Origin of the sequence: Haloterrigena sp. KLK7 (assembly GCF_037914945.1) — an archaeon.
GTDB lineage: Archaea > Halobacteriota > Halobacteria > Halobacteriales > Natrialbaceae > Haloterrigena > Haloterrigena salinisoli.
In genome coordinates this window covers 3,737,256-3,758,294 of sequence record NZ_CP149787.1, presented here as the reverse complement: position 1 = coordinate 3,758,294, position 21,039 = coordinate 3,737,256, and the positions used below count along the sequence as shown (strand labels likewise).

The following is a 21,039-nucleotide window of genomic DNA, read 5'->3' as shown; positions in this document are numbered from 1 at the left end:
GTCGGCTGACACCGTCCGCGACGGTCGGTCGACGCCGTCGGTCGGCGATCGACGCGAGATCAGTCCTCTTCTTCCGTCTCGATGATGTCGACGACCGAGAGGGGAACGTCCCGCAGCGCGCCGCCGACCTCGCTCTTGGCGATTCGGGAGGCGTGTTCCTCGCTGTCGGCGTTGTACACTTCCATCTCGAGGGCCAGCCCCACGAGCGCGGTGTCGGCCGCGATGAAGGCCGAGTCGAAGGGTTCGCCGCAGGCGGGACAGCCCGTCGCGCCGACCTCGACCTCGACGTAGTCCATGTCCTCGCTGTTCAGTCGTTTCCCGGCTTCGCTGACGGCGACGCCAATCGCGTCGTCGATCTCCTCGACGTCACGAACGAGCCATGCGGCTTCCATCGCGACGAGATAATTGCCCATACCTCGTGGTCGTTCCGGGGGGTTTCCTGTCTTGCGGTTCGTCGCCGGCAAACGACCGCGTTCTCGAGCCCGCATCGTTCTCGATCGGACTCGCGACGAGATCCGCGGTCGGCGCGTCTCAACTGCGACGCGACCGGCGCGCACCGGGTGCGCACGTGAGCCGAATCGTTCCCATAAGTTACGAGAATTGAGCGGGTCAATTGCCGTCTGGATAGTCGTACATCGATCCGAGTGCGCCTCGAGTGGTTCGTAATACAACTACAGTTGAATCGCACGACTGCGTCGACCTAGATCCTACCTATCGATCGTTATAGTCAACGAATTACGAGAAAGTTTATATATGCCCATCGTCTGGCCATGGCTGAACGTCGATGATATCCCGCGTGTACCACGCGACCCTGTTCGCCCTGTACCAACTGTGCATCCTGACCGGCATCGTCGCGATGCCCCTCGCGATCGCCGCCCGCCAGGCCGGCGTCACGCTACCGATCCACCGCGTCCTCGCGAACGTCGAGGACGCCCTCGAGGCCAAGCAACACGAGGAGTAAACGAATCCGTCCGGACCGACGCCGAAACCGCCGTTTCTGTCGACGCTCGCCTCGAGAGCCGCCGGTCCGGAAAGCGGAAACCCCCGAGGTGACCGCCGGTGTTTTATACCGTGCCGGCCGTAACGTTTCGTCAATGCGAGCACCTCAGCATAATTCGGACTTCTCCCGTACCGTCGACCAGTTGGCCGACGATCCGAACCCCTACGAGCCCGAAATCGGGTCGATGCCCCAGAACGACCTGACGCGGGCCGACCTCGAGAACGTCAACAAGACCGGGACGACGACCATCGGCATCTCGACGGCCGACGGCGTCGTCATCGCGACGGACATGCGCGCCAGCCTCGGCGGCCGGTTCGTCTCGAACAAGAACGTCCAGAAGGTCGAGCAGATCCACCCGACCGCCGCGTTAACGCTCGTCGGCTCGGTCGGCGGCGCTCAGTCGTTCATCTCGAGTCTCCGCGCCGAGGTCAACCTCTACGAGTCCCGACGCGGCGAAGAGATGAGCATCGACGCGCTCGCGACGCTGGCGGGCAACTTCGCCCGCGGCGGCCCGTTCTTCGCCATCCACCCGATTCTGGGCGGCGTCGACGAGGAGGGCAGCCACGTCTACAGCATCGACCCCGCCGGCGGCGTCATGGAGGACGACTACACCGTCACCGGCTCCGGGATGCAACTCGCCTACGGTCACCTCGAGCAGGCCTACGAGGAGGACATGTCCAACGAGGAGGCCGTCTCGGTCGCGGCCCACGGCATCAAGTCCGCCGTCGAGCGCGACACCGGCTCCGGTAACGGCGTCTTCCTCTGTGAGATCACCGACGAGGGCGTCGACATCCACGGCCACCACGACTTCGACGAAGTGCTGTAAGTCGGCTCGCCGCTTTTCTCGCTGTTCGATCAGACACGGTCAGCGGCCGCCAGGTCCTCTTCCGAGACACGAGAGATCGCCATCTCGATTCACCGTCGGAACTCGAGAGTCTGACGGCGAATCGCCGTTGAGACGACCCGGTTTCCGACCGGTCGTCTGCCTCGTACTCGAGTTCGATTCGAACGCGATCGTCGCCGCAAGCCGCCCTCACTCGTCGACGCGCGTGAGCGTTTTGGAGTAGTTACCGGGCGCCTCGTCCGTATTAACGACCTCGAGACCGACATCACGGGGATCGTCGACGTGCTCGAGTTCGATGCGGAACCCGACGGTGCTAAAAGCCGGTAAACAGACAGTATTGGGACTAACTAGTTTCAGCTGCACGACATCCTCGTCTGCGGTCGACTCGACACCGGCGACTTCGGGTCTGTGACAATTTACTGACGGTACCTCTACAGATCCTGTGATTACGACGATGTGGTCGCCGGCCGATTCGACGCGATACTCGTCCGGGCCCACGCCCGCGTCTTCGGCACTGATGTACTCGAAGGAGACTGTTTGCGGATCGTCGTCGCTAGCCGCCGTCGTTCCGGTAATCGCTGCTCCGGCGACGAGTGACGCGCCGGCCGTTTTGAGTAGTGCTCGCCGCTGCATGCAGTGAAACCAACCAACTGGAACGAATTATATTTTTCTATCTACTTCCTATTATTTTATAATACGGAGACGCGACTGGAAAACTCACAGTCGCGTCTCCGTCGTTGCCATGAAAACGGACTGATCAAGTATCTCTTCGCAGACAGTCTTAGACGAAGAGGTCTGCCGATTCTTATAGAGCCCGATAGAAACGCCAGTAGTCGGTTCGAAACACGTCGGAGAAGAGAGAAGAACGCAGCTACTCGAGTCGCGTCGCCTGCTCGAGCTGGAACTCCGAGACCGCCGGTTCGGCGAGTTCGGTCGCACGTCCCGTCTCGCTCGAGCGGTAGATCGCGTCGATGACGCGCTGGACGGTCAGGGCCTCCTCGACCGTGTTCGTCTCGGGCGTCGCGCCCAGGGCGATCGCCTCGAGGAACTGCGCGTCCTGCTGGGTGTAGCCGGTCACCGACTCGTCGCCGGTCATCGTCACGTCGGCGTAGTGATCGACGCCCGCGGTGCCCGCCTCGAGGATGTCGAGACTGGTGTCACCGATGTCGAACTGCGCGCCGGCCTCGGTGCCGCGCACGCGGAAGTCCATGCTCTCCTCGCGATTGGTCGCCCACGCGGCCTCCAGCGAGATCGTCTGGCCTTCGGCCGTGCGGACGAACGCGCTGACGGAGTCGTCGACCTCGTAGGTCTCGGCCTCGGCGTCCCAGTTGTCGCCGAACCCGTCGGGGTCGGCGTACTCCGCGTCGGTGCCGAACGTCGTCCGGGCGACGCCGGAGACCTCCGTGATCTCCGGGAAGTCGAGCGTGTAGAGGGCGAGATCGAGCGCGTGGACGCCGATGTCGAGCAGGGCGCCGCCGCCGGCGAGTTCGGGGTCGGTGAACCACGAGCCGGGGCCGGGGACGCCCCGCCGGCGGACGTAGTTGGCCTCGACGTGGGTGAGGTCGCCGAACCGGCCGCGAGCGTGCTGTTCGTCGAACATGGCCATCGAGGCGGCGTGGCGGTTGTGGAAGCCGACCATGCAGATTCCGTCCGCGCGCGCGGCGGTGCGGGCGATCCGCTCGGCGCTCTCTAAGGTGTGGGCCAGCGGCTTCTCGACTAACACGTGACAGCCGGCCTCGAGGGCGTCGACGGCGATCGGTTCGTGGAACCGGTTGGGCGTCGTCACGATAACGGCGTCGACGTCGTCTTCGACGACCATCTCCTCGTGGGTCTCGTAGGTTCGCGCGCCGAACTCGTCGGCGAACCGTCGTCGCTGCGCCTCGACGAGGTCGGTGCCGGCGACGACGTCGGCGCCGAGGTCGGAGACGCTGCGCGCGTGGAGGTGGCCCATGCCGCCCAGGCCGACGATCCCGATACCGAGGCCGTCGCCGATCATCGCGAAACCTCCGATTGCGGAATACTTCGGGAGGAGACGATAGCCGAAACGGGCGATTTCGATGACGTTTGTGTGCGGTCCCAGTCCATAGAGAGAAGCGGTCGGCGATCGAAATAAGGGTTGTGACCGATTAATCTGTACAATCGGGCTGTCTTTCACCCAGAATTACACAATTACTGTCCGTATCGACGGGACGGGATCGGTGTAATTCATACGTAAACCAGAGTGTCGTCGCTCGGTATCGCCCCAGCTAAGGGCGTCCGCGACGATGGCCGCTCGATGGCCGACGTTACGATCTGGAACGAGTTCCGTCACGAGCGCGAAGACGACGACGTCGCGGCCGTCTATCCGGACGGGATCCACGCGACGCTCGCCGAGGCGCTGGACGCCGGCGGCGCCGACCGGGACGAGACGCCCGCTCACGAGATCCGTACCGCGACGTTAGACGAGCCGGAACACGGCCTTCCCGCGGCAGTCCTCGAGGAGACCGACGTCCTGCTGTGGTGGGGCCACGAGGCCCACGACGAGGTCTCGGCGGACGTCGTCGACCGCGTTCAGCAGCGCGTCCTCGAGGGGATGGGCCTGATCGTCCTCCACTCGGGCCACTACTCGAAGGTCTTCAAGCGCCTCATGGGCACGACCTGTAGCCTGCAGTACCGCGAGGACGGCGCGACGGAACGGCTCTGGGTCGTCGACCCCGGACACCCGATCGCCGACGGGCTGGACGAATCGATCGAACTCCCGCGGACGGAGATGTACGGCGAGCCGTTCGACGTTCCCGAGCCCGACCGGCTGGTGTTCACCAGCTGGTTCGAGGGCGGCGAGGTGTTCCGCAGCGGCTGTTGCTACCGGCGGGGCAGCGGCCGGATCTTCTACTTTCGGCCGGGCCACGAGGAGTACCCGATCTACGAGAACGAGGACGTGCGGCGAGTGCTGCGCAACGCCGTCGACTGGGCGACGCCGACGGAGGGCGCGCCGCGGACGTTCGGCGAACGCGAGTGAATTCGGGCGAATCCCGTTCAAGCGGCCGCCACTGGGCTAGAACGTCTGTCGTCCCTCGTCGGTGACGACGCTCTCGAGCAGTTCGATCGGCGTCGCGTCGTAATTGGGGTTTTCGACGGCGAAGCCCTCCGCGGGTTCCGGCATCACCTCGCTGCCCGGCCGGAACTCGTTTTCGAAGACGAACCCCTCGCTGACGATCTTCGACGCCGAGCCGAGGACGGTGACGGGGACGTCCAGCCGTGCGGCCGTCGACGCGATCGGGAACGTGCCGACGCGGTTGTACAGCGTGTCCTCGACGATGCAGTCCATGCCGACGACGACGCGGTCACAGTCCTCGAGGTAGACCCCGTGGGCGCTGTCGGTGATCAGCGTCGTCTCGACGCCATCGAGGTCCGACAGCGCCCGCGCCGTCTTGCGGCCGATGTATCGGGGCCGGGCTTCGGTGACGTAGACCTCGAAGCTCTTTCCCGCGTCGGTCGCCCGCTCGAGGGCCTCCAGCACCGTCGACGAGTAATCGTGGGTCAGCAGCGTCGCGCCGTCCTCGAGGAGGTCGGCGGCGTTCTCCGCCGCGAGGTCCTTCCCCGACTCGACCCGCGAGACGACCGCGTCGATCTTGTCCCGGGTGTACTCTTTCGCCGCCTCGACGCTCTCCGGATCGGCGTCGGTGACGTCGTCGACGACCTCACGGACCGCGTTCTGCAGCGAGGCGTGGGAGGGGTTCGCCCGCCGGAGCACCGAGCCGTTGCGCTCGAGGGCGCGCGTGTACTCGTCGACGGTGGCGAACTCCCGCTCGAGCAACTCCTCGAGGGCGCGCGTGGCGCGGACGGCCACCACCGAGGAGCTGTGGGTCTGCATCTCCTGAATCTCCTCGACCGTCTCGTCGATCATACCTGCACGAATTCCCGTCAGGGAGAAAGGTGTTCGGGTGTCGGTAGCGAACGCGTTCGGGCTCAGTCGGCCGATTCGAACCCGAAGATGCGCCGTAGTTCGGTTTCGATCCGGTCGACGAGTTCCTCGAGGACGGTATCGAACTGGTCGGGGTCACCGACGGCGGCGCGGACCTCCTCGACTCGTTCCTCGGGGAGGTCGACGCGGAATTCTCCATCGCCTTCGTAGAACGGTTCGCTCTCGCTCAGGACGTTCCGGTCGATCGCCTTGAGGATCGCGGAGTCGTACCGGCCGTGGAGCTGGTTGTAGGCGTTCGAGTAGGCCTCCTGCAGCTCTTCGAAGTAGTGGACGTACTTGTCCTCGAACTTCTCGGGATCGAACTCGGTCTCGGCCATGGGCGATTCTGGGCCTGTGGATGGGTAAACGGTTCGGGACCGATCTACAGACGCGTATCAAACGACGTTCGACGACTCGAGTCGGCTCCGCCGTCCTCGAGTCGCCTCTCCTATCGTGGCAACGGGGATTTCCACGCCCTCCCCAGCCGATTCGCTCGCTCGTACACTCGCTCACTCATCCCTCACGCGAGTTGGGCCGCGAGTCGCTGTCCGCTCCTCGCGGCTCGGCGCGCGCCACCGCAACGGAGAACGGGTCGTCTGTGACCGCAGACTTACGTCCTCGAGTCTCCTATCGTCCCTCGATGACCGTCACCGTTCGCTACACCTGTCCCCACTGCAACGCCGTCGTCAGCCTCGAGCGGCCGCCGGACCTGGCGGACCGGTCGGTCACGAAGAGCCCCCAGCCGGGGTGGGAGTACGCCGACCCGGACGATCCGGACCGCGAGTCGGCCGACGGGATCGAATTTCTCTGCGGCGAGGACGGTCCCGTCACCGACCTCGAGGGCGAGCCGGTCGAGGGCTGTGGCCGTCCCTTTTACCTGAACTTCGTCCGGTACGAGCGGGGGGTCGAACTCGAGCCGGATCCGCCGACCTACGGCGGGCCGCGGTTCGATTTCAACGCCTGATGCGGGCTCGCTGATCGACCTGCGGACCAGTCCAGACCGCAGTGAAAACGACAGGTGCCTATACCCGCGGTTCGGATCCCGTACCGAGTATGTCGTGGTATCTGCTGGTACTCGCGGGACTGTTCGAAGTCGGCTGGGCGATCGGACTCGAGTACTCCGACGGGCTCTCGAGACCGCTCCCGACGCTCGCTACCGTCGTCTCCCTCGTCATCAGCATGGGGCTGTTGGCAGTGGCGGTCCGGGATCTCCCGGTGGGAACCGCGTACGCGGTCTGGACGGGAATCGGCGCCGTCGGAACCGCGACGCTCGGAATCGCCCTCTTCGACGAACCCGCGTCGTCGGCTCGACTCGTGTTCCTCAGCGTGATCGTCGTCGGAATCGTCGGGCTCCATCTCACCGGCGGCCACTGACGGTCGACCGACGGCGGGCCGTGATTCAATTTCGATGCGTAAGGAGGCGATGATGCGTGAAATCGCAAGTGTTGCACCCGCGAGCGAACGAAGTGAGCGAGCGGCTTTTTTGGTCTCTTTGCGAACGAAGTGAGCAACGGTCAGCGAGAGCTTCGCTCTCGCCAGACAGATTTGTTCGAGCGGTTCGACCGAGCCTCGAGAGGGAGAACCCGAAGAAAAAAGGTGGGAACACAACCCTTTTCGACGCCCGGAAGTAGCTAGTGACATGGACGAAGCTGCCGTTCGCGACCGCCTCCGGACGGTCGAGGATCCGGAACTCGGCGACGATATCGTCTCGCTCGGACTCGTCAACGACATCAGTGTCGACGGCGAGCAGGTCGCTATCGATCTCGCGCTGGGGGCGCCCTACTCCCCCACCGAGACCGATATCGCCGGCGAGGTGCGCGAACTGCTCGTCGAGGAGGGGCTCGAGCCGGACCTCTCGGCGAGCGTTCCCGACCGCGACGACGTCGCCAACGAGGACCAGGTGCTGCCGGGCGTCAAGAACGTCATCGCCGTCGCCTCCGGGAAGGGCGGCGTCGGCAAGTCGACGGTCGCCGTCAACCTCGCGGCCGGTCTCTCGAGACTGGGCGCCTCTGTCGGGTTGTTCGACGCCGACGTCTACGGGCCGAACGTGCCGCGGATGGTCGACGCCGACGAGCCGCCGATGGCCACCGAGGACGAGACGCTCGTGCCGCCGGAGAAGTACGGCGTGAAGCTGATGAGCATGGCCTTCCTCACCGGCGAGGACGACCCCGTCATCTGGCGCGGACCGATGGTCCACAAGGTCATCACCCAGTTGACGGAGGACGTCGAGTGGGGGCACCTCGATTACCTCGTCATCGACCTCCCGCCGGGGACCGGCGACACCCAGCTGACGATGCTCCAGACGATGCCCGTCACCGGCGCGGTGATCGTCACGACGCCCCAGGACGTCGCGCTGGACGACGCCCGCAAGGGCCTCGAGATGTTCGCCAAACACGACACCGTCGTGCTCGGTATCGCCGAGAACATGTCGACGTTCTCCTGTCCCGACTGCGGCGGCGAACACGACATCTTCGGCTCCGGCGGCGGCCGAGAGTTCGCCGACGAACACGAGATGCCGTTCCTGGGCTCGATTCCGCTCGATCCGGCCGTCCGCGAGGGCGGCGACGGCGGGAAACCGACCGTCCTCGAGGACGAGAGCGCCACGGGCGACGCCTTCCGGACGATCACCGAGAACGTCGCGAACAACACCGGGATCGTCCACCGGCGCGGCGTCTCACAGACCAGACGGAACGAGGCAGCATCGACCGATCGATGACGGCGGACGGCAACGCCGACTCGACGGACGGATCGGACGCGGACGCCGCAGACGACCCCGAGTTCGAACCCGATCCCGAACGGGTCGCGGCGCTGCGCGACGTGGCCGACGACGTCCGGGGCGAGACCAGCGAGAGCAAACAGCTCGCCAACATCCTCTACCGGACCAGCGACCTCTACGATCCCGACGAGGAGACCACTCCGGAGGAAATCGTTCGCAACGTCAAGTTCATCCTCGAGGTCACCGAGCGCGGCGGTCTCGGTCGCTGAACGGCCGCCGAGGCGCAGTACTCGAACGGTCGCCGGGTTCGTCACGCGTGAGCGATGATTCGGAGACGCCTGTCCTACTCGCAGATATCGGGCTTCCCATACTATCGTTGACACCCCCACGGAAAACCGCTAGCTGTAGCTGTGGCGATACGTTGTGCCATTCTGTGGTATCAGATGTCGTCTAAAACCATTTAGGGGTGTCACTTATCCCGTTGGCCGTTGTCGATAGAGATAGCGATGACCGACGCCACCACACCGATCGAAGCCACGTTCGAACTGCAGCGCCAGTCGATCAGACAGAGCCAACAGCTGTTCGAGCAGGGAATCGAGTTCCAGGAGAACGCGATGGAGTCGTTCCTGCGCAACGGCCTCGCGGCACAGCGAAGCGCCCAGCGGCAGAGCACCGAACTCGCCCGCCGGTTCCTCGACGCTCAGCTCGAGGCCCTCGAGGACGCCGTCGACGAGGACGCGTACGACGTCCGATCGACCGTCGACGACGGGTTCGAAGAGGGGACGGCACAGACCAAGCAGGCGTTCAACGAGGGGTTCGAGCAGCACGCCGACCTCGTCCAGCGGATGCTTCACGCGCAGTTCGACGCCCTCGAGTCCGTCATGGACGGCGACGAGTTCAACGTTCGTTCGGCCGTCAACGACGGATTCGACGAGTTCGAGCGCACCCAGGACGAGGCCTGGGAGGAGTTCGAGGACGGCTTCCTCGAGGCGGTCGGCGAACTGAGCGAGCAGCAACAGCAGGTGCTCGCCGACTCGACGCAGTCGATGCTCGAGGCCCAGCAGGAGACCGAAGAGCAGACGATCGAGGGCGTCCGCCGCGCCGAGGAGGCCGCCGAGACGGTCCAGCAGCAGACCGAAGACGTCGCCGACACCGTCCAGCAGTCGACCGAAGCGGTCGCACAGACGGCCCAGGAGTCCACCGAGTCGGTCGCCCGGACGAGCCAGCAGAGCGCACAGGACCTGGTCGGTGAGGCCGCCGAAGCGACCGAGGACCTCGCGGTCGAGACGACGGACGCGATCGAAACCGCGACCGAACGGGGCGACAACGCTGAGGAACAGAACCTGCAGTCTCTCGAGGGCGTCGGCCAGACCTACGCCGACCGTCTCGCCGAGGCGGGCATCGAGACCATCGCCGACCTCGCCAGAACGGAAGCGACCACCGTCGCAGAGGCCGCGGAGATCTCGCAAGCCCGCGCGGCCGACTGGATTCAGGCCGCCCAGTCCCAGGCGTAGTCGACCGCAGCCGAGCGCGCCGGAATCGCCGCCGCGACCGGTCTCGTTTTTCCGGCGACGTTCGTCGACGGCGGACCGCAGCAGCCGCGTCGTTTTTAGGTTCCTCCCTCGAGACTCGAGTGTGGACGCGAATCAACAGTCTCGAGCGAACCCGTTCGGCATGGACGAGGAGTGTCGGAACTGTCCGGCGCTCTGTGAGACGCGCACGCAGGTCGTCCACGGCTACGGCGACGTCGACGCGGACTTCCTGTTCGTCGGCGAGCGCCCGACCGCGAGCGCGGACGCGATCGGCGTCCCCTTCGCCGCGGAGACGGAAGACGGGACCGCGGCCGACGGCACCGAGTCCGAAACGACGCTCCGTCGGATGCTCGAGCGCCTCGGGCTCTGCGACGCGACGTCGCCGGCGGACGAGCCGGTCCTCGAGAACGTCTACCTGACGAACCTCACGCGCTGTCGCGACCCCGATCGGCGACCGACCGACGAGGAGATCGCCAACTGCGATCCCTACCTCAACGCCGAGATCCGGATGATCAACCCCGAGATCCTCGTTCCCGTCGGCGAGCGACCCCTGCGGGAGCTCGGCGTGGAGTACACGACGACGCCGGCCGACGACCTCGCGCTGCCCGACGATCACGCGCGGCGGATCCGCGGTCGCGGGTTCGAACTCGTTCCGATGGTCGACCCCCGCGAGCAGTCCGACGCGCAAACGCAGGCGTGGCTCGAGGAGTTCGTCGACCTGATGGCGTCGGACTACCGGCAGACGAAGGGGCGACGCGAGCGGTAAGCGACCGACGGGTCACCAGTAGGGGTTGGCGAGCCACTCGCGGGATCGCGCACCGAGAACGGCCAGCGCGCCGACCGCGACGACCACGACGGCGAGCATTCCGAGAATCGGTGCGAGGTAGTCGCCGGACCCGATCAGATTGCTGTCGACGAAACTCCAGGCGCCGAGCGCCGCCAGCAGGACGACCGTCAGGACGCCGAGTAAGCCGACCGACCCGGGAATCGATCGCGGGAGCGTTTGCTCTTCCATGGCCGATAGCTGTCGGTCCACCACTATAATTCGTCCGCCGGCGGTGCGAACGGCGTCGGCGATGCCGCCGAAAGCGCCGCGTTCAAGGGTCGCGTCCGCGGAGAGCCACGTATGATCGTCGTCGTTCCGGTCGATCCGCCCCGGGAGGGACTCGTCCTGTCGTCGCTCGTCGACGAAACGCCGCTGTCGGCCGCCGACGCCGTCGCGCTCTACGAGGCCGCCGTCGCCGACGTCTGCTGGGCCGTCGCCGAGAGCGGCGGCGACCTGCTGGTCAACTACCGCGACGCGGAGACGCTTCCCGACGAGTTCGTCACCGACGATACCGACACTGACCCCGAAGCCGAGGTCCGCGCGCTCGTCATCGACGCGCTCGGGGAGGACGCCATCGCCGGCGACGGCGACCGCGACGAGGGCGTCCGATTCGAACGACAGGTCGGCTCGAGTCGCGCCGCGCGAATCGGCAACACCGTCACCCACCTCCTCGAGCGCGAGGGGGCCGACAGCGTCGGCGTCCTCGAGCCGACGGTCCCGCTGGTTCGGCGCACCGAGATCGACGGCGCGGCGATGTCGGTCCGGCGCCACGAGGTCGTCCTCGGCCCGTCCGCCGAGGGTCGGACCTACCTCACCGGCTTCCGGGAGGCGATCGACTTCACCGACGCGTACGCGACGCCCGAGGTGAGCACGCTGGCCGCTCGAGCGACGGACGCGGACCTCGGCGTCGGGTTCGCTCCCATGCTCCCGACCGTCGGAACGCCCGCGGGCCTGCGCTCGACGATCGCGCTGCTCGAGGCGCGACGCCTCGCGGACCAACCGGGCAGCGAGGCGACGGCCGCGGTCGTCGACGAACTGGGACTGGCGATCGGAGACGACGGCTCGCTCGAGCGATCGTAACCGATAGTACTTTTTGAACGTACGGAGAAGGTGGCGATGCGGTGGGGTAGCGAAGCGGCCCAACGCGCCTGCCTTGAGAGCAGGTGGCTTCTAGCCTCATGGGTTCGAATCCCATCCCCACCGTTTTCCGCGAGAGAATACGACGAACGTAGTGAGGAGTCTCTCGAGCGGAAACGACACGGTGGGATTCGAATCAGGGAGTGAAGCGAACGGAGTGAGCGGAACGACCGTGGTTCGAATCCCATCCCCACCGTCTTCTCGCGAGTATCATACGACGAGCGAAGCGTGGCGCGTAGCACCACGGAATAGCGAACGGCGAAGCCGTGAGCGAAGCGAGGTGCGCCTCGAGTGACCGACGCGCCGGAAGACGAATCAGACTCGGATCCGACTGGCGTCGGTTCGTCGCCTGTACTCGCAGGTGGAACGCACACCAGTGTTCGATGTGAACGGTCCTCAATGAGCGACGCCGACGACTCCGGACCGGACACGCCCGGAACTGACCAAGAAGAGATCAACGAGGACGCCAGACTCCTCGGGAACGAACCCGACGGGGAAGCGATCGACGAACCGACTCGGGACGAGGAGCAAGAGGCCCAAGAGAGCTACTGGATGGCCAAGGAGATGGTGGCCATCGGCGTCATTTCGATTCTGGGAGTCCTTCTGCTCGGGTTCGGATTGCTGCAGGCGTCGGGACTCGTCGAGGTGCCGGGCCCCTTCGGCAACTGGATCGTGTTCATCGCGCTCGGGGCGCTCCTCGTCGCGGTGTTCGCGTGGAGCCAATGGGGGACGTGACGCCGTTCGGACCGGTCACGGGCTCGAGGCGTACGCCTCGCCCACGCAGACGCGGAGCGCCCGCGGTCGAACGCCGATCTCGACGCGGTCGTACTCCCGGCGCTCCCCGTCCAGACTGAACCGAACCGGGTCGTCCTCGAGGGCGACGATCTCGAGTTCGGACGCCTCGATCGTCGTGACGTGGGGCGTCTCTCGATCGAAGAGTCGCTGTTCGACGGCTTCGGCGATCGCGTCCGTCGGCGGTAGCCGGTCGACGACCGTCACCTCGAGCCGTCCGGTTTCGGCGTTCGACGGCTCGTCCGGGCCGGTGAACCCTCGAAGGGCGCCGACGAGCAGGCAGAGCGCCTCCCCCTCCCAGACGTACTCCTCGTCGCCGGCGACGGCGTCGACCGCGACCTCGAGGCCGTCGAACTCCCGCGCGGTCCGGATGCCCTCGACCACGAACGCGAGGGTGCCGATCCGCTCTTTGAGCTGCGCGGAAGTGGCCGTGCTCGCCGACGCCAGCAGCCCCGCGATCGCCGACAGCACGAACGGTTCGCCGTCGGCAACGCCCAGATCCAGCCGCCTCGTGGCGCCCCGTCGGGCCGCCGCGAAGCCGTCGTCGACGCTTTCGATTCCCAGCCCCGACGCGTAGATGTTGGCCGTGCCCGCCGGGATCACCGAGAGGGTCACGTCCTCGAGCGCGTCGGCCGCGACGAGTCCCTGGACGACCTCGTGGACGGTCCCGTCACCGCCACAGGCCGCGAGGAGGTCGACGCCGTCGGCCGCCGCTGTCGCCGCGAGCTCGGCTCCGTGGCCGGCCCGCTCGGTCTCGACGACCGAAAAGCCGTGCTCGGCGGCGAGTCGTCGCACTCGCTCCGCGTGATCGGCCTCACCGCTCGTCGGGTTGAGAACGAGACGACGCGTGCGTTCGGCCGCTCCGTCCGTCGGAGCCCCGCCACGATTGGTCACGCCGGTATCGAACGGGATCGACGCTCAAGTACGCTCGGCCGGACTCGGCCGGGCGGCGACGGTTCGATCCGGTCGACGAACGTCGCCGCGTCGGTCACCGGCGGTCAGTCGCCGGACGAGCGCGCTCCTTCGACCTGCGCGATGTGACTGAACGTGACCAGGCCGAGTCCGCCGACGACGTTCCCGGCCGTCACGACGGCGGTCGTCGTCCCCAGCGCACCGACGCTGATATCGGCACCGAACGCCATCCCGAAGAAGACGTGGAGAACGGTAACGATGACGTGATCGAAGGGGCCGAGCGCTAGCAGGATGCCGACGATGTACGCCATGGCGATCCGACCGCCGACGCCATCGACGGCCTCGAGGAGGTGGGAGAGCAACGCTACGAGCGCACCGCCCGCGATAGCGTCCGCGAATACCCCCGTCGGCTCCCGATGGACGATCTCCTCGGCGACCGTCACCAGCGCATGGTCCGTTCCATCAGGGAGCGCGCCGGGAACCGACAGCACGAGCACCATGAGGGCACCGCCGACGAGGTTGAACGCGAACGTGACGGACCACAGGCGGAGCAGCGGGCCGATCAGCCACGAGTCGTCTCGTTCGATCGCCGTCGCGACCGGATCGAAGAAGTTCTCGTTGAACAGTTCCGACCGACCGACGACCAGCATTACGAGGCCGAAGCCGAACGCGAGCGATCCCGGGAGTTTGGCGGCGTCACCGATCCGCGGCTCGAGGACCGCGTGGACGATGCCGAGCGCCGCGAGGCCGAAGACGATCGTGAACCCGGCGATGAAACTGGTCGAAATCAACTCGAGCCACGACTGATCGAGGCGTCGTTCCCCCTCTTCGGCCGCGCGGTCGAAGATTTCGGGGGGATCGGGAGCGACGGACATGGGCTGACAATCGTCCTACTTGACAGGTGAAATAGGGTGTGCCTGCGCTTTCGGAGATCTCTCAGATACCGAGTCAGTCTGGACGTCGTGACGATGGAAGCCGCCGGTCCGCGTTCCAGACGCCTTCGGGGCGCGTTTCGGTTTTCATACCGCAGCGTTTTCCGAGCCACTCTCGTATGTGTATCGAGATGGTCAGGTTCGGCCTTCTCAACGTCACCGCCGGTGCCGTCGAGAGCCTCTCATCGACCGGGCCGGTACGGCTCCTGTCTCTCGCGGTCGGAATCGGCTGTCTCTCCGTCGCGATCGTCGACCTGTTCTGGACGATCCTCTGGGACGACAAGGGTGCGGGACCGCTCTCGTCGCGGTTAATGATCAGCGCGTGGCACCGGCTCCGCACTCTCGGCGACGAGCGCGACCAGGGACTTTCGATCGGCGGGCCGCTCATCCTCGCGTTGAACCTCCTCGTGTGGGTCGGACTCATCTGGCTCGGCTGGACGCTCGTCTTCGCCGGCAGCGAGGACGCTCTCGTTCACTCCCGCCCGACGGGACCCGTCACGTGGATCGGGCGGTTCTACTTCGTCGCACAGACCATGTTCACGATGGGGAACGGGGACTTCTACCCCGGCTCCAGCCTGTGGCAAGTCGCCGCCGCTCTGACGACGGCCAGCGGGATGTTGTTCGTCACGCTGGGCGTGTCGTACGTGATCTCGGTGCTCGACGGCGTCACCGGCCGTCGATCGTACGCGAACAGCGTCCTGGGGATCGGTAAACGGGGCGAGACGTTCGTCACGACCGGCTGGAACGGCGAGGACTTCGACCAGTTCGACCACCTCCTCGACACGCTCTCGGCCGAGCTCAGTGACCTCGGGGCCCAGCACAAGATCCATCCGATCCTCCACTACTACCACAGCGACGAACTGCTCGACTCCTCGGCCAGAGCGGTCGTCGTCTTCGACGAGGCGCTGACGCTCCTGCGGTTCGGGGTTCCCGAGGAACACCGACCTAACGACGCGCTCATCGCGAGTGCGCGCTCGAACGCCGAGAGCTACCTCAACGCGTACACCGACACGATCGAGCCGGCCGACCAGGTGCCACCGGCACCGGATCTCGATCACCTCCGCGAGGCGGGCGTTCCCACGGTCTCCGACGCGGAGTTCGCCGACGCGCTCGCGGACCTCGACGAGCGCCGCCGGCAGCTGCGCGCCGTCATCGAGGCGAGCGGTCGCGAGTGGCCGTCGGGGAGCGACGACTGAGCGTCGACCGCTGACTCCGACTGGTCTCCGAACGCGACCGGCTAGCGCTCCGAACCCGTCGAACCTGGTAGAAGGATATGGGCGTCGATCGCGGTATCTGTCGGCACGCGTGACCGTTCGAGCGGCGAAAAACGCTCGCTTCGCCGCTCGAGCGATTCGCTTGCAGCGAACCGAAGGCGGTCCCGGCCGAACGGTCCGTATGGAACTGTGGTTCGCGACCGCGGTCCCGCCGTCGGCGATCGGCGTCTGCGGACCGCCGATCGTCGCTCGCTCGATCTCGAGTACCGCGTTCGGCCTCGTCGATGCGCTCACCGCGGCGTTCGCGATCGGACTCGCGCTGGTCCACGTGTTCGCCGGTCGGCTCCGATTCCTCGAGGCGATCCCGCGCAGTCGGTGGCTGTCGATGGCCGGGGGCGTCTCGGTCGCGTACGTCTTCGTCCACCTCCTGCCCGAGGTCGGGGCCGCCGCGGCGGCGATCGACGAGAGCGGGACCGTCCTCGCTACCGTCGACCGCCACATCTACCTCGTGACGCTCGCGGGGTTCGTCGCCTTCTACGGCCTCGAGCGCTTCGCCATGATCGGAACGGAGGCCGACGGCGGAGACGTGGCTGGAACGGAAGCCAATGGCGGAACCGTGGCTGAAACGGACACCGACGGCGGAAACGTGGCTGAAACGGACACCGACGGCGGCGAGCCCGAGCGGACGCCGGACGGCGTCTTCTGGGTCCACGCGGGATCGTTCGCCGCCTACAACGCCCTCGTCGGCTATCTCCTCGTCCATCGCGAGGAGCCCGGCGTCACGAGCCTGGCGTTCTTCGTCGTCGCGATGGCGCTGCACTTCGTCGTGAACGACTTCGGGCTCCGCGAACACCACGGCCGGATCTACCACCGGTACGGCCGGTGGCTGCTCGCGGCGGCGGTGCTCCTCGGCGTCACCGTCGGCTACGCGACGCCCGTCAGCGAGTTCGTCCTCGCGCTCCTGTTGGCCTTCCTCGGCGGCGGCATCGTCCTCAACGTGATCAAGGAAGAGCTCCCGTCGGAGCGGCGGAGCCGGTTCGGATCGTTCGTCGTCGGTGCGGCGGGCTACTCCCTCCTGTTGCTCGCCGCGTGAGTCGAGGGCCGACCGACTCGCGGTCACGCCCGCGGCGGGTGCGCCCGAGACCGCGTGCAGTCGCGCGCCCACCGTTTTTGACACGCGCCGATGAGGAGGAACTATGTGCGCGTTCCGCGGGTGGGACGGCCGCCGCGTCGTCTGGGCGAGTCTCGGTCTGGTCATCGCCCTCGCGATCGGCGTCGCCCTCTACGCCTACGTCGGAACGCTCCTGTTCGCGATCTTTCTCTACTACGCCACGCGGCCGCTCTACCGCCTGCTCGATCGCCGCCTCGACCATCCGAACGTGACGGCGACGGTCACGATCCTGGCCGTCGTCGTCCCCATGTTCGCCGTCGTCGGCTACGCGGGAGTCGTGGCCCTGCGGGAACTCGATCAGTTCCTCGCCGCGAGCGACCTCGAGGCCTATCGGTCGGCTCTCCAGCCGTACCTCTCGATCGCTCGAGAGCGGAACCTGGACCGACTCCGGCGACGGCTCACCTCCGCTCCGGGCCGATCGATCACCTCGATACTCCGCGGCGGCCTTCCCGGGCTCCTCGGGCGGCTCTCGACGGTCGCGGGGTTCGTCTTCTCGGTGCTCGCGCGGTTCTTCCTCATGCTCACGTTCCTCTTTTACCTGCTGCGCGACGACGGGACGCTCCGACGGTGGTTCGTCCGAAGCGTCGACGGCGACGAGCAGGTCGTCTCGTTTCTCGACGGGGTCGACGACGACCTCGAGACGATCTTCGTCAGTAACCTCGCGATCGTCGGCGTGGCAGCCGCTATCGCCGCCGTCACCTTTCTGGGTCTGAACCTGGTCGCCTCGGGTGGGCCGGTCGTCGCCACGCCGGTGTTGCTCGCCGTCCTGATCGGCATCGGGACGCTGATTCCCGCGGTCGGCATGAAGATCGTCTACGTCCCGTACGGCCTGTACCTCCTCGGTCTCGCGCTCGCGACGGCGACGCCGCTGTGGCAGCCGATCGCGTTCTTCGTCCTCTCGTTTACCGTCGTGGACACGATCCCCGACTTCTTCGCGCGGTCGCTGCTCTCGGCGCGCAGCGGCGTCCACATGGGACTGGTCCTGCTGGGTTACTTCCTCGGGACGCTCGCGTTCGGTTGGTACGGGCTCTTCCTCGGCCCGATCGTCGTGGTGCTGGCGGTCCACTTCGCCGATCGAATATTTCCCGACCTCGCGAGCGCGGTCCTCGCCGAGTGACCGGCGGCACCGTCACCGGAAACTGGTGACGTCATCCCCAGCGGGACGGCGGTCCGTCCGTGCGGGCCCTCCCGCTCGTCTCCCTTCCGTCGCCCGCGACGGTGACGCCGACCTCGAGCGATTCGTCGGCCGATGGATTCGCCTCGTTGCATCTGTCGCCCACGTAACTATAGGGCCGGCGTGACGACTGGGGAGTATGATGGATGCCGTCACTGTGAACGCGGGCGACGGTCGGTCGTCCGCTCACGGGGACGCTGTGCGGACGTCCCCGTCCTCGAGCGCGACGCCAGCGCCGAGCGTGGAATCGACGTCGAGAAGCGAGTCGACTCGAGGCACCGCTCGAGTCCGGAGGAACGACCGGCCATGGTAGACCTCGTCGCCGACCTCGCGCGGCTGTTCGGGGCGTTCGTGCTGGTCGCCCTGAACGGCTTCTTCGTCGCCGCGGAGTTCGCCTACGTCCGCGTTCGCTCGTCGGCCGTCGAACAGGCGGTCGCGGAGGGGAAGACCGGGGCGACGCTCCTGCAGGAGGCCGTCGACAACTTAGACGACTACCTCGCGACCACCCAACTGGGAATCACCCTCGCCTCGCTGGGGCTGGGGTGGCTGGGCGAACCGGCCGTGGCGGCCCTGCTCGAGCCGGTGCTCGCGCCGATTCTCCCGGCGAGCCTGCTCCACCTCGTCGCCTTCATCATCGGATTCAGCTTCATCACGTTCTTGCACGTCGTCTTCGGCGAACTCGCGCCGAAGACGATTTCGATCGCCCAGGCCGAACGCGTCGCACTGCTGGTCTCGCCGCTGATGAAGTTCTTCTACTACACCTTCCTCCCCGGGATCATCGTCTTCAACGGGACGGCCAACGCCTTCACGCGACTGATCGGGATTCCGCCGGCCTCGGAGACCGACGAGACGCTCACCGAGGAGGAGATCCTGACCGTCCTGAGCAGGTCCGGGAGCGAGGGCCAGATCGACGCGGAGGAGGTCGAGATGATCGAACAGGTCTTCGAACTCGACGACACGACCGTTCAGCAGGTGATGGTGCCCCGGCCCGACGCCGTGACGATCACCGACGACCTTCCGCTCTCTGACCTTCGCACGCTGATCCTCGAGGAGGGACACACTCGCTATCCGGTGCTCGATCCCGATGCGGACGATCAGGTGGTCGGCTTCGTCGACGCCAAGGACGTGCTGCGAGCCGGCGAGTCCGAGGGCGACCTCGAGCGCGTGACCGTCGGCGAGGTCACCCGCGAGATGCCCGTCGTGCCGGAGACGACGCCCGTCACCGACCTCTTGGAACAGTTCCAGGGCGACCGTGCCCAGATGGCCGCGGTGATCGACGAGTGGGGCGTCTTCGAGGGGATCGTCACGGTCGAGGACCTCGTCGAGGAGATCGTCGGCGACCTCCGCGACGGGTTCGACGCAGACGAGCCCTCGATCGACCGGCGCGACGACGGTTCCTACGTCGTCGACGGCGCCGTCACCGTCTCGGACGTCAACGAGCGACTCGGTGCCGACTTCGAGTCCGACGAGTTCGGAACCGTCGGCGGCCTCGTGCTGGATCGGCTGGGCCGGGCCCCCGAGGTCGGTGACCACGTCGAGGTCGACGGGTACGCATTCGAGGTCGCCGACGTCGAGGGGGCTCGAATCGCGTCGCTCGTCGTTCGCGAGAACCCGCGTGCAGAGGAGTCGAAGACGGAAGAATCGAGCGCGGAGGAGTCGACCGATTAGGGGCGTCCCCGACCGGGACGTTGCCACCGCTACCGCGGCGAGGATCTGGCCCACTACGAAAACCGAATCCGACGATCGCGATCGCCGCCTACTGATAGGAGAGTTCGAGGTCGCGAGCGCGCTCGAGGAGGTCGTCGTCGTAGTACTCCTCGGTCTGGCCCGGGCGTATCTCGTCGATCGCGCGGACCTGCTGGACCGTGTTGCGGAAGTTCTTGAAGGTGGCCTCGTCGACCATCTGGCCGTCGAGCGTGACCGCGCCGGTGCCCTCGCGTTTGGCCTCGTTGAACCGCTCGATCTTGCTCACGTCGCGCTCGAGCTCCTCGGGCGTGGGCATATGGATCGTGTTGGCCTGGATCGTCTGTTTGGGATAGAGCGACCAGGAGCCGTCGAGGCCGAGGCGGGCCTCGTGTTCGACCTGATCGGCGTACTCGTCCGCGTTGTAGTAGGTCAAGCCGGCACGCTCCTTGAACAGGTCGTCGAAGGGGCCGCCGATCGAGACGAGGCCGGCGGCGCTGGCCTCGTTGGACAGCGCCTCGAGCAGGCCGTCCCAGCGCGGGCGGCCGTCACCTAAGTCGCGGCCGCCGAGTTCGGCGGTGTAGTCGACGGGACCGAAGACCAGCCCGGTCAGCCGGGAATCCTCGCCGAACTCGGCGATCTCGCGCAGGTCGGAGCGAGCGCGACCGGTCTCGACGATGATCGAGAGGCCGATCGAGCCGTCGTCGTGGCCGTGTTCGGCCTCGGCCTCGGCGACGACCTCGGCGGCGCGCCGGACGTCCTCGAGACGGCCGACCTTGGGGACGACGACGCCGTCGATCTCGTCGCCGATCTCGCCGACGAGGCGGTCGATCTGGTCGCGTCCCTTCTCCCGGTACTCCTCGTCCTCGTAGCTCCACTCGACGCGGGGCCAGATCTCACCGGGGAAGTCGTGTTCCGGAACCGTCTCGATGGTGTTCTCGAGCCCCTCCGCCTTCATGTTCGGCGCGGTGCCGTCCTCCATGTCGGGGACGAGCCAGTCGGGCGCCTGGAATCCCTCCGCGGTGAGCGCGGAGACGAGGTACTTCGCCGAGTCGTCTTTCGGAACGGCGGCCGGTGCGGTCTGGAAGGTTCGGCAGAGTCGGATGTCGTCGGTCATGTGTCTGAGTTCGGATCTGTCTCTGAAGCCGGATCTGTGGTCGTCA

24 protein-coding genes and 1 tRNA gene are annotated in these 21,039 nt (G+C 66.6%); 16 read left to right on the top strand and 9 right to left on the bottom strand.

What is annotated here, in order from left to right; all coding sequences use genetic code 11:
* Positions 1 to 59: 59 nt before the first annotated feature.
* On the bottom strand, positions 60 to 413 hold the full coding sequence (locus WD430_RS18605) for a DUF555 domain-containing protein (RefSeq protein ID WP_008896827.1): 354 nt from the start codon (positions 411 to 413) through the stop codon (positions 60 to 62).
* 371 nt (positions 414 to 784) lie between these two features.
* Between WD430_RS18605 and WD430_RS18600 the strand changes: the two genes are divergently transcribed.
* Positions 785 to 961 (top strand): hypothetical protein, encoded by a 177-nt coding sequence (locus WD430_RS18600; RefSeq protein ID WP_164722049.1) that lies wholly within the window; start codon positions 785 to 787, stop codon positions 959 to 961.
* Between the two features lie 133 nt (positions 962 to 1,094).
* Positions 1,095 to 1,826, top strand: coding sequence for an archaeal proteasome endopeptidase complex subunit beta (gene psmB / locus WD430_RS18595; RefSeq protein WP_339103911.1), 732 nt, complete (start codon positions 1,095 to 1,097; stop codon positions 1,824 to 1,826).
* 207 nt (positions 1,827 to 2,033) lie between these two features.
* On the opposite strand, the gene WD430_RS18590 is transcribed toward psmB, so the two are convergent.
* On the bottom strand, positions 2,034 to 2,477 hold the full coding sequence (locus tag WD430_RS18590; RefSeq protein ID WP_339103910.1) for a hypothetical protein: 444 nt from the start codon (positions 2,475 to 2,477) through the stop codon (positions 2,034 to 2,036).
* Between the two features lie 238 nt (positions 2,478 to 2,715).
* Complete coding sequence (locus WD430_RS18585; protein ID WP_339103909.1) at positions 2,716 to 3,840, bottom strand: Gfo/Idh/MocA family oxidoreductase; 1,125 nt, start codon at positions 3,838 to 3,840, stop codon at positions 2,716 to 2,718.
* 279 nt (positions 3,841 to 4,119) lie between these two features.
* Here WD430_RS18585 and WD430_RS18580 point away from each other — a divergent pair, with 279 nt between their 5' ends.
* Positions 4,120 to 4,842 (top strand): ThuA domain-containing protein, encoded by a 723-nt coding sequence (locus tag WD430_RS18580; RefSeq protein ID WP_339103908.1) that lies wholly within the window; start codon positions 4,120 to 4,122, stop codon positions 4,840 to 4,842.
* 36 nt (positions 4,843 to 4,878) lie between these two features.
* Here WD430_RS18580 and WD430_RS18575 read toward each other — a convergent pair whose 3' ends face one another.
* A complete protein-coding gene (locus WD430_RS18575) occupies positions 4,879 to 5,730 on the bottom strand; it encodes a translation initiation factor eIF-2B (protein ID WP_339103907.1) in 852 nt (283 codons plus the stop codon).
* Positions 5,731 to 5,792: 62 nt separating this feature from the next.
* A complete protein-coding gene (locus tag WD430_RS18570; protein WP_339103906.1) occupies positions 5,793 to 6,125 on the bottom strand; it encodes a DUF5783 family protein in 333 nt (110 codons plus the stop codon).
* A gap of 302 nt (positions 6,126 to 6,427) precedes the next feature.
* On the opposite strand from WD430_RS18570, the gene WD430_RS18565 reads away from it, so the two are divergent.
* The 6 genes from WD430_RS18565 (at position 6,428) to WD430_RS18540 (ending at position 10,801) form a co-directional block, all read left to right on the top strand.
* Positions 6,428 to 6,751, top strand: coding sequence for a hypothetical protein (locus tag WD430_RS18565; protein WP_339103905.1), 324 nt, complete (start codon positions 6,428 to 6,430; stop codon positions 6,749 to 6,751).
* An 89-nt stretch (positions 6,752 to 6,840) separates the two neighbouring features.
* Positions 6,841 to 7,161, top strand: coding sequence for a quaternary ammonium compound efflux SMR transporter SugE (sugE, locus tag WD430_RS18560; protein ID WP_339103904.1), 321 nt, complete (start codon positions 6,841 to 6,843; stop codon positions 7,159 to 7,161).
* A 265-nt stretch (positions 7,162 to 7,426) separates the two neighbouring features.
* Positions 7,427 to 8,503 (top strand): Mrp/NBP35 family ATP-binding protein, encoded by a 1,077-nt coding sequence (locus WD430_RS18555; RefSeq protein ID WP_339103903.1) that lies wholly within the window; start codon positions 7,427 to 7,429, stop codon positions 8,501 to 8,503.
* Positions 8,500 to 8,772 carry a hypothetical protein gene (locus WD430_RS18550; protein ID WP_339103902.1) on the top strand — a complete coding sequence of 91 codons (273 nt, stop codon included), beginning with the start codon at positions 8,500 to 8,502 and terminating at the stop codon, positions 8,770 to 8,772. The genes WD430_RS18555 and WD430_RS18550 overlap by 4 nt, the downstream gene beginning before the upstream one ends.
* A gap of 237 nt (positions 8,773 to 9,009) precedes the next feature.
* Positions 9,010 to 10,017, top strand: a complete 1,008-nt coding sequence (locus WD430_RS18545) for a helix-hairpin-helix domain-containing protein (protein WP_339103901.1) — start codon at positions 9,010 to 9,012, stop codon at positions 10,015 to 10,017.
* Between the two features lie 160 nt (positions 10,018 to 10,177).
* Entirely contained in the window at positions 10,178 to 10,801 is a 624-nt protein-coding gene (locus tag WD430_RS18540; RefSeq protein WP_339105839.1) for a uracil-DNA glycosylase, read from the top strand.
* 12 nt (positions 10,802 to 10,813) lie between these two features.
* Here WD430_RS18540 and WD430_RS18535 read toward each other — a convergent pair whose 3' ends face one another.
* Complete coding sequence (locus WD430_RS18535) at positions 10,814 to 11,050, bottom strand: hypothetical protein (protein ID WP_339103900.1); 237 nt, start codon at positions 11,048 to 11,050, stop codon at positions 10,814 to 10,816.
* Between the two features lie 111 nt (positions 11,051 to 11,161).
* Between WD430_RS18535 and WD430_RS18530 the strand changes: the two genes are divergently transcribed.
* From WD430_RS18530 to WD430_RS18520, 3 genes are all read left to right on the top strand, one after another.
* The gene (locus tag WD430_RS18530; protein WP_339103899.1) at positions 11,162 to 11,941 is read left to right on the top strand and encodes a hypothetical protein; all 780 of its coding nucleotides are present in this window, start codon (positions 11,162 to 11,164) and stop codon (positions 11,939 to 11,941) included.
* 40 nt (positions 11,942 to 11,981) lie between these two features.
* Positions 11,982 to 12,064, top strand: a tRNA-Ser gene (locus WD430_RS18525).
* Between the two features lie 333 nt (positions 12,065 to 12,397).
* Complete coding sequence (locus WD430_RS18520; RefSeq protein WP_339103898.1) at positions 12,398 to 12,733, top strand: hypothetical protein; 336 nt, start codon at positions 12,398 to 12,400, stop codon at positions 12,731 to 12,733.
* Between the two features lie 15 nt (positions 12,734 to 12,748).
* On the opposite strand, the gene WD430_RS18515 is transcribed toward WD430_RS18520, so the two are convergent.
* Together WD430_RS18515 and WD430_RS18510 are read right to left on the bottom strand one after the other, a co-directional pair.
* On the bottom strand, positions 12,749 to 13,684 hold the full coding sequence (locus WD430_RS18515) for a diacylglycerol kinase family protein (protein ID WP_339103897.1): 936 nt from the start codon (positions 13,682 to 13,684) through the stop codon (positions 12,749 to 12,751).
* A 104-nt stretch (positions 13,685 to 13,788) separates the two neighbouring features.
* Positions 13,789 to 14,577 carry a formate/nitrite transporter family protein gene (locus WD430_RS18510; protein WP_339103896.1) on the bottom strand — a complete coding sequence of 263 codons (789 nt, stop codon included), beginning with the start codon at positions 14,575 to 14,577 and terminating at the stop codon, positions 13,789 to 13,791.
* Positions 14,578 to 14,753: 176 nt separating this feature from the next.
* On the opposite strand from WD430_RS18510, the gene WD430_RS18505 reads away from it, so the two are divergent.
* The 4 genes from WD430_RS18505 to WD430_RS18490 all read left to right on the top strand — a co-directional run bounded on the left by WD430_RS18505 (position 14,754) and on the right by WD430_RS18490 (position 19,861).
* On the top strand, positions 14,754 to 15,830 hold the full coding sequence (locus WD430_RS18505) for a potassium channel family protein (protein WP_339103895.1): 1,077 nt from the start codon (positions 14,754 to 14,756) through the stop codon (positions 15,828 to 15,830).
* A gap of 199 nt (positions 15,831 to 16,029) precedes the next feature.
* Positions 16,030 to 16,941, top strand: a complete 912-nt coding sequence (locus tag WD430_RS18500) for a hypothetical protein (protein ID WP_339103894.1) — start codon at positions 16,030 to 16,032, stop codon at positions 16,939 to 16,941.
* 103 nt (positions 16,942 to 17,044) lie between these two features.
* Positions 17,045 to 18,136 (top strand): AI-2E family transporter, encoded by a 1,092-nt coding sequence (locus tag WD430_RS18495; protein WP_339103893.1) that lies wholly within the window; start codon positions 17,045 to 17,047, stop codon positions 18,134 to 18,136.
* A gap of 363 nt (positions 18,137 to 18,499) precedes the next feature.
* Positions 18,500 to 19,861 (top strand): hemolysin family protein, encoded by a 1,362-nt coding sequence (locus WD430_RS18490; RefSeq protein WP_339103892.1) that lies wholly within the window; start codon positions 18,500 to 18,502, stop codon positions 19,859 to 19,861.
* Between the two features lie 88 nt (positions 19,862 to 19,949).
* Here the strand turns inward: WD430_RS18490 and citE are convergent, their stop codons facing one another.
* Entirely contained in the window at positions 19,950 to 20,993 is a 1,044-nt protein-coding gene (citE, locus tag WD430_RS18485; protein ID WP_339103891.1) for an L-malyl-CoA/beta-methylmalyl-CoA lyase, read from the bottom strand.
* Between the last annotated feature and the right edge of the window lie 46 nt (positions 20,994 to 21,039).

Excerpts from the sequence above, each read along its gene's own strand:
- WD430_RS18605 (WP_008896827.1), bottom strand. The coding sequence starts at position 413 with ATGGGCAATTATCTCGTCGCGATGGAAGCCGCATGGCTCGTTCGTGAC.
- WD430_RS18600 (WP_164722049.1), top strand. The coding sequence starts at position 785 with ATGATATCCCGCGTGTACCACGCGACCCTGTTCGCCCTGTACCAACTG.
- psmB (WP_339103911.1), top strand. The coding sequence starts at position 1,095 with ATGCGAGCACCTCAGCATAATTCGGACTTCTCCCGTACCGTCGACCAG.
- WD430_RS18590 (WP_339103910.1), bottom strand. The coding sequence starts at position 2,477 with ATGCAGCGGCGAGCACTACTCAAAACGGCCGGCGCGTCACTCGTCGCC.
- WD430_RS18585 (WP_339103909.1), bottom strand. The coding sequence starts at position 3,840 with ATGATCGGCGACGGCCTCGGTATCGGGATCGTCGGCCTGGGCGGCATG.
- WD430_RS18580 (WP_339103908.1), top strand. The coding sequence starts at position 4,120 with ATGGCCGACGTTACGATCTGGAACGAGTTCCGTCACGAGCGCGAAGAC.
- WD430_RS18575 (WP_339103907.1), bottom strand. The coding sequence starts at position 5,730 with ATGATCGACGAGACGGTCGAGGAGATTCAGGAGATGCAGACCCACAGC.
- WD430_RS18570 (WP_339103906.1), bottom strand. The coding sequence starts at position 6,125 with ATGGCCGAGACCGAGTTCGATCCCGAGAAGTTCGAGGACAAGTACGTC.
- WD430_RS18565 (WP_339103905.1), top strand. The coding sequence starts at position 6,428 with ATGACCGTCACCGTTCGCTACACCTGTCCCCACTGCAACGCCGTCGTC.
- sugE (WP_339103904.1), top strand. The coding sequence starts at position 6,841 with ATGTCGTGGTATCTGCTGGTACTCGCGGGACTGTTCGAAGTCGGCTGG.
- WD430_RS18555 (WP_339103903.1), top strand. The coding sequence starts at position 7,427 with ATGGACGAAGCTGCCGTTCGCGACCGCCTCCGGACGGTCGAGGATCCG.
- WD430_RS18550 (WP_339103902.1), top strand. The coding sequence starts at position 8,500 with ATGACGGCGGACGGCAACGCCGACTCGACGGACGGATCGGACGCGGAC.
- WD430_RS18545 (WP_339103901.1), top strand. The coding sequence starts at position 9,010 with ATGACCGACGCCACCACACCGATCGAAGCCACGTTCGAACTGCAGCGC.
- WD430_RS18540 (WP_339105839.1), top strand. The coding sequence starts at position 10,178 with ATGGACGAGGAGTGTCGGAACTGTCCGGCGCTCTGTGAGACGCGCACG.
- WD430_RS18535 (WP_339103900.1), bottom strand. The coding sequence starts at position 11,050 with ATGGAAGAGCAAACGCTCCCGCGATCGATTCCCGGGTCGGTCGGCTTA.
- WD430_RS18530 (WP_339103899.1), top strand. The coding sequence starts at position 11,162 with ATGATCGTCGTCGTTCCGGTCGATCCGCCCCGGGAGGGACTCGTCCTG.
- WD430_RS18520 (WP_339103898.1), top strand. The coding sequence starts at position 12,398 with ATGAGCGACGCCGACGACTCCGGACCGGACACGCCCGGAACTGACCAA.
- WD430_RS18510 (WP_339103896.1), bottom strand. The coding sequence starts at position 14,577 with ATGTCCGTCGCTCCCGATCCCCCCGAAATCTTCGACCGCGCGGCCGAA.
- WD430_RS18505 (WP_339103895.1), top strand. The coding sequence starts at position 14,754 with ATGTGTATCGAGATGGTCAGGTTCGGCCTTCTCAACGTCACCGCCGGT.
- WD430_RS18500 (WP_339103894.1), top strand. The coding sequence starts at position 16,030 with ATGGAACTGTGGTTCGCGACCGCGGTCCCGCCGTCGGCGATCGGCGTC.
- WD430_RS18495 (WP_339103893.1), top strand. The coding sequence starts at position 17,045 with ATGTGCGCGTTCCGCGGGTGGGACGGCCGCCGCGTCGTCTGGGCGAGT.
- WD430_RS18490 (WP_339103892.1), top strand. The coding sequence starts at position 18,500 with ATGGTAGACCTCGTCGCCGACCTCGCGCGGCTGTTCGGGGCGTTCGTG.
- citE (WP_339103891.1), bottom strand. The coding sequence starts at position 20,993 with ATGACCGACGACATCCGACTCTGCCGAACCTTCCAGACCGCACCGGCC.